8 protein-coding genes are annotated in these 9,068 nt (G+C 70.1%); 6 read left to right on the forward strand and 2 right to left on the reverse strand.

Annotation, left to right across the window (positions count from 1 at the left end; genetic code table 11):
- The first annotated feature begins 140 nt into the window (after nucleotides 1-140).
- The 4 genes from IE311_RS23950 to IE311_RS23965 are packed head-to-tail and all read left to right on the forward strand — an operon-like array spanning nucleotide 141 to nucleotide 3,339.
- Nucleotides 141-887 carry an amino acid ABC transporter ATP-binding protein gene (locus IE311_RS23950; protein WP_189833843.1) on the forward strand — a complete coding sequence of 249 codons (747 nt, stop codon included), beginning with the start codon at nucleotides 141-143 and terminating at the stop codon, nucleotides 885-887.
- Nucleotides 888-901: 14 nt separating this feature from the next.
- Nucleotides 902-1,822: a glutamate ABC transporter substrate-binding protein gene (locus tag IE311_RS23955; RefSeq protein WP_189833844.1), complete on the forward strand. Its 921-nt coding sequence runs from the start codon at nucleotides 902-904 to the stop codon at nucleotides 1,820-1,822.
- Between the two features lie 18 nt (nucleotides 1,823-1,840).
- Nucleotides 1,841-2,485 (forward strand): amino acid ABC transporter permease, encoded by a 645-nt coding sequence (locus IE311_RS23960; RefSeq protein WP_189833845.1) that lies wholly within the window; start codon nucleotides 1,841-1,843, stop codon nucleotides 2,483-2,485.
- Nucleotides 2,482-3,339, forward strand: a complete 858-nt coding sequence (locus tag IE311_RS23965; protein ID WP_189833846.1) for an amino acid ABC transporter permease — start codon at nucleotides 2,482-2,484, stop codon at nucleotides 3,337-3,339. The genes IE311_RS23960 and IE311_RS23965 overlap by 4 nt, the downstream gene beginning before the upstream one ends.
- 37 nt (nucleotides 3,340-3,376) lie before the next feature.
- Here the strand turns inward: IE311_RS23965 and IE311_RS23970 are convergent, their stop codons facing one another.
- On the reverse strand, nucleotides 3,377-4,945 hold the full coding sequence (locus IE311_RS23970) for an alpha/beta fold hydrolase (RefSeq protein WP_189833847.1): 1,569 nt from the start codon (nucleotides 4,943-4,945) through the stop codon (nucleotides 3,377-3,379).
- A 200-nt stretch (nucleotides 4,946-5,145) separates the two neighbouring features.
- Between IE311_RS23970 and IE311_RS23975 the strand changes: the two genes are divergently transcribed.
- The gene (locus tag IE311_RS23975) at nucleotides 5,146-6,402 is read left to right on the forward strand and encodes a cytochrome P450 (protein WP_189833848.1); all 1,257 of its coding nucleotides are present in this window, start codon (nucleotides 5,146-5,148) and stop codon (nucleotides 6,400-6,402) included.
- Here the strand turns inward: IE311_RS23975 and IE311_RS23980 are convergent.
- Nucleotides 6,353-7,084 (reverse strand): hypothetical protein, encoded by a 732-nt coding sequence (locus IE311_RS23980; RefSeq protein ID WP_189833849.1) that lies wholly within the window; start codon nucleotides 7,082-7,084, stop codon nucleotides 6,353-6,355. The two genes, IE311_RS23975 and IE311_RS23980, sit on opposite strands and share 50 nt — an antisense overlap.
- A gap of 105 nt (nucleotides 7,085-7,189) precedes the next feature.
- Here IE311_RS23980 and ggt point away from each other — a divergent pair, with 105 nt between their 5' ends.
- Entirely contained in the window at nucleotides 7,190-9,001 is a 1,812-nt protein-coding gene (gene ggt, locus IE311_RS23985; protein WP_189833850.1) for a gamma-glutamyltransferase, read from the forward strand.
- The last annotated feature ends 67 nt before the right edge of the window (nucleotides 9,002-9,068 follow it).

Here is a 9,068-nt window from a genome sequence, read left to right on the forward strand (position 1 = left end):
CCTTCCGCATCACCTTCCGCACCACCCTTTTGCAGTAAATACGGCTTATTCCTGTTTCATGCGTGTCGGGCGTGAAGTCCCTTTTCTGGTGGATAGTTTGCGCTGACTCGACACCGCTGAGAAATGGGGCAGGGCAGCGTATGGCCGTCGTGGATCCGCTGATCGAACTGCGTGGCGTCAACAAGCACTACGGCACGTTGCACGTCCTCCAGTCCATCGATCTGACCGTCGGCCGGGGCGAAGTGGTCGTCGTCATCGGTCCGTCGGGATCCGGCAAGTCCACCCTCTGCCGGGCGATGAACCGACTGGAGCGGGTCGAGTCGGGCGAGATCGTCATCGACGGACGGCCCCTCCCCGAGGAGGGCAAGGCGCTCGCCGCACTGCGCGCCGAGGTCGGCATGGTCTTCCAGTCGTTCAACCTCTTCGCGCACAAGACCGTCCTCGCCAACGTCTCCCTCGCGCAGATCAAGGTCCGCAAGCGGAGGAAGGACGAGGCGGACCGGCGCTCGCGCGAACTCCTGGAGCGGGTCGGGCTCGCCGCGCACTCCGACAAGTATCCGGCCCAGCTCTCCGGCGGACAGCAGCAGCGCGTGGCCATCGCCCGCGCCCTCGCCATGGACCCCAAGGCGCTCCTCTTCGACGAGCCGACCTCGGCCCTCGACCCCGAGATGATCAACGAGGTCCTGGAGGTCATGCAGCAACTCGCCCACGAGGGAATGACGATGGTGGTCGTCACCCACGAGATGGGCTTCGCCCGCTCGGCCGCCAACCGGGTCGTCTTCATGGCCGACGGGAAGATCGTCGAGGACCGCGCGCCGGAGGACTTCTTCACCGCCCCGCGCAGCGAGCGCGCCAAGGACTTCCTCTCCAAGATCCTCAAGCACTGAGCGGGGTGGGAACCATGCAGCGTACGCACCGCGCCCCGGCCGCGCTCGCCCTGCTGCTCGCCGCGACGACGGCCGTGCTCGGTGGCTGCGGAAGGGAGGGCAGCCCGCCCGTCAAGGGCCCGCAGCCCGACCAACTCCCGGTCTACCAGGTGGACAAGGACTTCTCCCTGCCCGATTCCCCCACCTGGGAGCGGGCGAAGAAGCGCGGGCACCTCGTCGTCGGCGCCAAGGAGGACCAGCCCTACATGGGGGAGCGGGACCCGGCCACCGACCGCTACTCCGGCTTCGACATCGAGATCGCCAGGATGATGGCGGCCTCCCTCGGCTTCGACCCGGCCGGCATCTCCTTCCGCACGATCGCCTCGGCCAACCGCGAGACCGCCCTGCAGAACGGCCAGATCGACTACTACGTCGGCACGTACACCATCAACGACAACCGCAAGAAGCTCGTCGGTTTCGCCGGGCCCTACTACCTGGCCGGCCAGTCCCTCCTGGTCCGCAGCGACGAGAACGACATCAAGGGCCCCCAGGACCTGGCGGGCAAGCGAGTCTGCTCGGCCGCGGGCTCCACCCCGTACCAGCGGATCGAGAAGGACCACCCGGAGGCCGAACTCGTCTCCTACGACACCTACTCCGCCTGTGTGGACAACCTGCTGACCTATCAGGTCGACGCGGTCACCACCGACGACACGATCCTGATGGGCTATGCCGCCAAGGTCCCCGACGAACTCAAGGTGGTCGGCGAGCCGTTCTCCGAGGAGCCGTACGGCATCGGCGTCCCGCGCGACGACAACGCCCTGCGCTTCGCGCTCGACGACGCCCTCGCCGCCCACGAGAAGAACGGCGACTGGAAGAAGGCCTACGACGCCACCCTCGGCCTCTCCGGGGTCCCCGCCCCGACGCCGCCCGCCATCGACCGCTATCCGGCGAGCTGACCGGAGGAACCTCCCGACATGGACGTCCTGACCGACAACTTCTCGCTCTACGGCGAAGGGTTCCTCGGCACCGTGGAACTCACCGTCTACGCCTCCGCGTTGGCCCTCGTCCTGGGCTTCCTGATGGCCTCGTTCCGGGTCGCGCCCGTGGGCTCCTTCCGGGTCTTCGGCACGGTCTGGGTCACCGTCCTGCGCAACACCCCGCTGACCCTGCTCTTCTTCGCGGTCATGCTGGGCCTGCCCCGGTTCGGCCTCGTGCTGCCCTTCGAGGTGTTCGCGGTCCTCGCACTCGGCTGCTACACCTCCGCGTTCATCTGCGAGGCGCTCCGCTCCGGCATCAACACCGTCCCGCGCGGCCAGGGCGAGGCGGCCCGCAGTCTCGGCATGACCTTCACCCAGACCCTCGGCACGGTCGTCCTGCCGCAGGCCTTCCGCACGGTCATCCCACCGATCGGCTCCACCCTGATCGCCCTCGCCAAGAACTCGGCGATCGCCGGTGCGTTCAGCGTCACCGAACTCCTCGGCACCTACAAGACCTTGAGCGAACTCGGCTACAACATCGTCTGGACCTTCGTCTGGATCGCCGTCGGATACCTCATCATCACCCTCACCATCAGCGCCCTCTTCCACGTCATGGAGAAGCGCTGGGGAGTCGCCCGATGACCGAGTCCACCGCCCTCTACGACATCCCCGGGCCGCACGCCCGGCGGCGTCACCTCCTCTACGGCCTCGCCTCCACCGCGGTGATCCTCGCGCTGCTCGGCTGGATCCTCTATCTCCTCTTCGACAACGACCAGTTCACCTCCACCAAGTGGTCGCCCTTCCTCTACAAGGGCATTCAGGAGCTGCTGCTCGAAGGACTCGGCAACACCCTCAAGGCCTTCGCCTACGCCTCGGTGCTCTCGCTCGCCCTCGGCGCGGTGCTCGCCACCGGGCGCCTCTCCGAACACCGGGTGCCGCGCTGGATCTCGACCGTGCTCGTCGAGTTCTTCCGCGCCATGCCCGTCCTCGTGATGATCTTCTTCATCTTCGTGGCGCTCAAGGTGCAGGCGCTGCCCGCGCTCGTCGCCGGGCTGACCCTCTACAACGGCTCCGTGCTCGCGGAGGTCTTCCGCACCGGCATTCACTCCGTGGCACGCGGCCAGGGCGAGGCCGCGTACGCGCTCGGCATGCGCAAGACGCAGGTCATGACCTACGTCCTGGCGCCGCAGGCCGTCCGCGCCATGCTGCCGACCATCATCAGCCAGCTGGTGGTGGCCCTCAAGGACACCTCGCTCGGATACCTCATCACCTACGAGGAGTTCCTGCACGCGGGCAAGCTGATCGCCTCGAACCTGGACTACGATCTGCCGTTCATCCCGGTCGTCATGGTGATCTCACCGATCTACATCGGGATGTGCATGCTGCTCTCCTGGTTCGCCACCTGGGTGGCCCGGAGAGAGCGCCGCAGCCCGAAGACCAAGGCCGCGAAGGTCGCTCCGGCCGAACCCCAGACGCTGCTGCCGGGACCGCAGTAGCGAGCGAGAGCCGCACCCGCCCGGCAGCAGCCGGTGATCACTCCTTCCGCAGTGGTACCGACACGTACGACGGGTCGGCCGAGGGGGAGGAGAAGGTCAGCTGCGCGCCGGTCGGGTTGTGCTCGATGTAGAGCGGGTCGACGGTGTCGACGACCAGCGCGAGCCGGTGGCCCGCCGGTACGTCGTACGCCGTGGAGAACAGCTCCAGGTCGACGCCGAACGGCTTCCCCGGGGTCCGGTCGTGGAAGGTGTACGGGGCGTTGCCGACCAGCTTGCCGACGCCGAGCGGGCCCACGTCGTAGAGGTACGCCACGAGGGTGCCGCTCTCCTTGGTGGAGGAGACCGTGGTGTGCACCTTCACCGTGCCGCGCACCCGCTGCGGGGTGTCGTACCGCTCGGACTGCCAGACACCGGCGAAGGCGCGGGGGAGCAGGGGGACGGAGACGACGGGCGGGGTGCGGAGGAACTGGTCGAGGGCGTTGGTGAGGAGGGTGATGCCGCCGTTGGCGCCGGAGTCGATGTTCGCCCAGACCCGCTGCGTACCGCCGAGGTCGAACTTCCGCTGGTTCGCGTGGACGGACTTCCAGTCCGCGTAGCCCTCGTAGCCGTTGGCGGAACGGGACTTGAGCTGGACCGGCTGTTCGCGGTCGATGCCGTTGTCGACGCCCTTCAGATAGCGGTCGAACCAGCGGTGGGCGCTGGTCCAGGTGTCGTTGGGCAGGCCGAACAGGCCGGTGGCCTCGGCGGTGGCGTGGTCGCCGGGCCGGAACTCCAGCCGCTTGGGACCGGTGAGCTTCTCGAAGAAGCTCGCGTACTGGTTGGGCGGGAAGATGGTGTCGCCCCAGGCGTTGCCGAGCATGATCGCGGCGCCGTTGGCGTTGATCCGGTCCAGCTGTTCGGCGGGGGAGCGCTTGCGGCCCCAGGCGATCATGTCCTCCTCCTTGTCCAGGTTGGAGGAGAGGAAGTCGCCCAGGATCTGCTGGAGTTCGGGGCCGGGGCGGCCGGTGAGGTAACCGGCGCCACCGAGCAGGGCGGCCGCCTGGAGGTGCTGGGTGCGGCCGCTGTAGATGGACTCGATGAGGTCGGCCCAGCCGCTGAGCGCCGCGACGGCCTTGATCCGCGGGTCGTGGGCGGCCGCCAGGAGACTGATCCCGGCTCCGTACGAGACGCCCGCCATGCCGATGTGGGCGGGGTCGGCGCCGGTGTTGGCCAGTGCCCAGTCGATCACCTTGGAGGCGTCGGCGATGTCCTTGGGGCCGGCGGTCTCGATCTCCCCGCCGGACTGCCAGAAGCCGCGCGAGTTGTAACTCACCACGATGTAGCCGGAGTCGGCGAGCTTCTTGGCCTGCGCGAGGTACTCGATCTGGGGCATGGCCCAGCTGGTGGGCAGCACGATCAGGGGGTGGCGGGTGGTGTCGGTGGAACCGGCGGGGGTGACGACGTTGGCCTTGAGGACGGTGCCGCCCTCCCCGGCGATGTCGACGAAGCGGATGCCGGTGCCGGCGGTCTCTCCGGCTTCGGCGGCCTGGGCGGCGGGTGCGAGCCCGAGGGTCGTCCCGGCCACGAGGGCGGCCGAGACGGCGAGGGTCAGGGGTGTGCGTCGCACGGGTCACTCCTCACTGGGGTACTGCTGGGGCGGCAGTACGGGCACTGATGGGGGGCAGTGAAAGTGACCCGACGGTAACCGCGACGGCTTACCCGTGGTAACCGGTCGGTATGTTACGTGCGAGTAACGATTGGTGGGCGCGTGGCCCCGTCCAGGGCCTGACATGATGGGTCCGTCTTCACCTCTGACCGGGAGGCGCGGTGCAGGAGTCGGGCGGCGTACCGGACGTCTTCGATCCACGGATCTACGCGATCGGGATCCCGCACGACCGTTTCCGGGTCCTGCGCGACCGCGCGCCCGTCGCCCGGCAGGAGGAGCCCGAGATCCTGGGCTGGCCCGCGGGTTCCGGGTTCTGGGCCGTCACCCGGCATGCCGATGTCGTCCGGGTGCTGAAGGACTCCGCCACGTACTCGTCCTGTCTCGGCGCCACCCAGATCCGGGACCCCGACCCCGCCGATCTTCCCTTCATCCGGCGCATGATGCTCAATCAGGACCCGCCGGACCACGGCCGGCTGCGGCGGCTCGTCAGCAGGGCCTTCACACCGGGACGGATCGAGCGGTTCGCCGTCACCGCCCGGGAGCGGGCCCGGAGTCTGTTCGCCGGGGCGATCGAGGCCGGGGGCGAGCCGGACCTCGTCCGGGCCGTCACCGACGACTACGCCCTGCTCAACCTCACCGATCTGCTCGGAGTGCCCCCGAGCGACCGGGGGCTGCTGCACACCTGGACCGAGCGGGTCATCGCGTACCAGGACCCCGACGAGCCGCCCGTCCTGGACGCCGAGGGGCGGCCGCTCAATCCACGCTCGCCCGCGATGCTCGCCGAGATGTTCGACTACGCGCAGGAACTCGCCGCACACAAGCGCGCGCATCCCGCCGACGACGTGATGACCGCGCTCGCCGCCTCCGAACTCGCCGACGCCGAGCTGGAGATGTTCTTCTTCCTCCTGACCGTCGCCGGGAACGACACGGTCCGCAGCGCCGCCCCCGGCGGCCTGCTCGCCCTCGCCGAACACCGGGACGAGCAGCGGAGGTTGTGGACCGGCGAGGTCGGCACCGACACGGCGGTCGACGAACTCCTTCGCGTACACCCGCCCGTGCTCTCCTTCCGGCGCACGGCCGCCCATGACACCGAGCTCGCCGGGCAGAAGATCCGGCGCGGCGACAAGGTGGTCGTCTTCCACGCCTCCGCCAACCACGACGAGCGCGTCTTCCCCGACCCGCACCGCCTCGACCTCGGCCGGACCCCGAACCCGCACGTCTCCTTCGGTGGCGGTCCGCACGTCTGCCTCGGTGCCCACTTCGCCCGGCTTCAGCTCAGGGTGCTCCACGAAGAGGTGCGCGGGGCCTGCGCCGGCCTGGAACTGGCCGGACCGCCCCGGCGCCTCGTCTCCAACTTCATCAACGGCGTCAAGTCGTTGCCGGTTCGGCTGCGGGAGCCGTTCGCGCCACGCGCGTGACATCGGCCACCAGCTCCACCACATCGGGCCCGTACGCCTGTGAGTTGATCACCTTCAGGAGCAGTACGAAGGAACCGGAGCGGTGGCGGCGCGCCAACTCCTCGTGGTGGCGGGCGAGATAGCGGGTCGCGGCCTGGTTGGTGATGGCGCGCTGACCGCAGACGAGGAAGACGGGCCGGCGGCCCTCACCTGCGGTGAGCCGGGCCAGGATCACGTACTCGTCGACGCCGGAGTCCATCCGGTAGCGCTCCGAGCCGATCAGGAACGACCCCTGGTCGGGGCCCCGTTCCGTCTCCACGTTCACCGTCAGGCCCGGCAGCAGGGTGGCCAGATGGGCCGCGGTGCGACGGTTGGACCCCGGTCCGCCGACGCAGAACTCCGTACGGTCGCCGAAGCCCTGGTGCGTCTGGTCGTGCGGCAGTATGCGCGCGTGCGCGCCGCACTCCTTGATGAGCGTCGACAGTTCGAGCAGGGCGAAGACGTCGAAGCGGTGCACGGCGCCGCTCCCGCCGGCCTCCTTGTTGACCACGAGCAGGCACTCGGAGCTCCCCGGGAGCCCGAAGAACTCCCGCTTGCGGCGGAGCTTGCGACGCCAGGAGTACGTGCGGCCCAGCCAGCCGAACGAGGCGCTGAGCCCCGTCGCGAGCACTCCGAGCGCGATGTTCCGCAGGTCTTCGTTCATGGGCGCGCATGCTAGCGGGGAAACGGCCCTCTGTTCGAGGCGGTCCTGACGGGAGGTGCCGGGGGAAGTTACGCTGCGCGGACGGTCATTGACTGGAGGTAGGGAATGCGTCGCTCCACCGCTGGGAAGGTCTCCGTTCTCGCCGTCACGGCGACGGTGCTCTCGATGGGGGCCGCCGCTCCGCCCTCGGCTCCGGCGACCGCCCCGCCACCCCCGGTCAAGGAACCCGTCGCCGTCGGGTACGGCGGCGCCGTCGCCAGTGTCGACGCCGACGCCTCCGCCGCCGGGGTCGAGGTCCTCCGCAAGGGCGGCAACGCCGTGGACGCCGCCGTCGCCGTCGCGGCCGCCCTCGGGGTCACCGAGCCCTACTCGGCGGGCATCGGGGGCGGTGGCTACTTCGTGTACTACGACGCGAAGAGCCGCACGGTGCACACCGTCGACGGGCGCGAGACCGCGCCCCGCTCCGCCGGCACGAACCTGTTCGTGGAGAACGGCGCGCCCATCCCGTTCGAAGAGGGCATGACCAGCGGTCTCGGCGTCGGCACCCCCGGAACCCCGGCGACCTGGAGGGCCGCGCTGGACGCCTGGGGCAGCAAGCGCCTCGGCACCCTGCTCGAACCCGCCGAGCGACTCGCCCGCGAGGGTTTCACCGTCGATCCCACCTTCCGCGCCCAGACCGCGGCCAACGAGGCGCGGTTCCGGGACTTCCCGGATACGTCCCGGCTCTTCCTGCCGGGCGGGCAGCTGCCCGTGGTCGGCTCGGTCTTCAAGAACCCCGACCTGGCCCGTACGTACAAGACGCTCGGCCGCGAGGGCGTCGGCGCGCTCTACCGGGGGCCGATCGCCCGGGACATCGTGAACACCGTCCGGACGCCCCCGGTCCGGGAGGGAGCCACCCGCAAGGTCCGGGCCGGCGATCTGACGGAACGCGATCTCGCCGCGTACCGCACGGAGTCCCGCAGGCCGACGAAGGTCTCGTACCGGGGGCTCGACGTCTACGGCATGGCCCCCTCCTCGTCCGGCGGTACGAGCGTCGGCGAGGCGCTCAACATCCTGGAGGGCACCGACCTGGCCGCCGCCTCCCGGGCCCGCTACCTCCACCGCTTCATCGAGGCCAGCCGTATCGCCTTCGCCGACCGGGGCCGCTGGGTCGGCGACCCGGCCTTCGAGTCCGTGCCGACCCGCGGTCTGCTCTCCCAGCGGTACGCCGACTCGCGCGGCTGCCTGATCCGCGACGACGCCGTCCTGACCAGCCCCCTGCCGCCCGGCGACCCGAGCAGCCCGGTGCCGTGCGCGAGCGGCGGTACGGCGGCCCCCACCACGTTCGAGGGCGAGAACACGACCCACCTCACGGTGGCCGACAAGTGGGGCAACGTCGTCGCCTACACCCTCACCATCGAGTCCACCGGCGGCAGCGGAATCACCGTGCCCGGCCGGGGCTTCCTGCTCAACAACGAGCTGACCGACTTCTCCTTCGCCCCGGCGAACCCGGCCGTGCACGACCCGAACCTGCCCGGTCCCGGCAAGCGGCCGCGCTCGTCGATCTCCCCGACGATCGTCCTCGACGGTCACGACCGGCCGGTCCTCGCGCTCGGCTCCCCGGGCGGGGCGACCATCATCACCACGGTCCTGCAGACCCTCACCGGGGTCGTCGACCGGGGGCTGCCGCTCGTCGACGCGATCGCCGCGCCGCGGGCCAGCCAGCGCAACCAGACGACCACCGAACTCGAACCCGGCCTCTGGAACAGCCCGGTCAGGGCGGAGCTCGAAGCCATCGGGCACGGATTCCGGCAGAACCCGGAGATCGGCGCGGCGACCGGCGTGCAGCGACTGCCGGACGGCCGCTGGGTGGCCGCCGCGGAGACGGTCCGCAGGGGTGGCGGGTCGGCGATGGTGGTCCGGCCGGCGGGAAGGTAGCGCCGACCGGCCCCACGGCACCCGGGAGCGAGAGCGAGCCCCGTGCGCCCCGAGGGGCGCACGGGGC

The sequence above is a fragment of the Streptomyces zaomyceticus genome, from assembly GCF_014656215.1.
GTDB classification, from domain to species: Bacteria; Actinomycetota; Actinomycetes; order Streptomycetales; family Streptomycetaceae; genus Streptomyces; species Streptomyces zaomyceticus.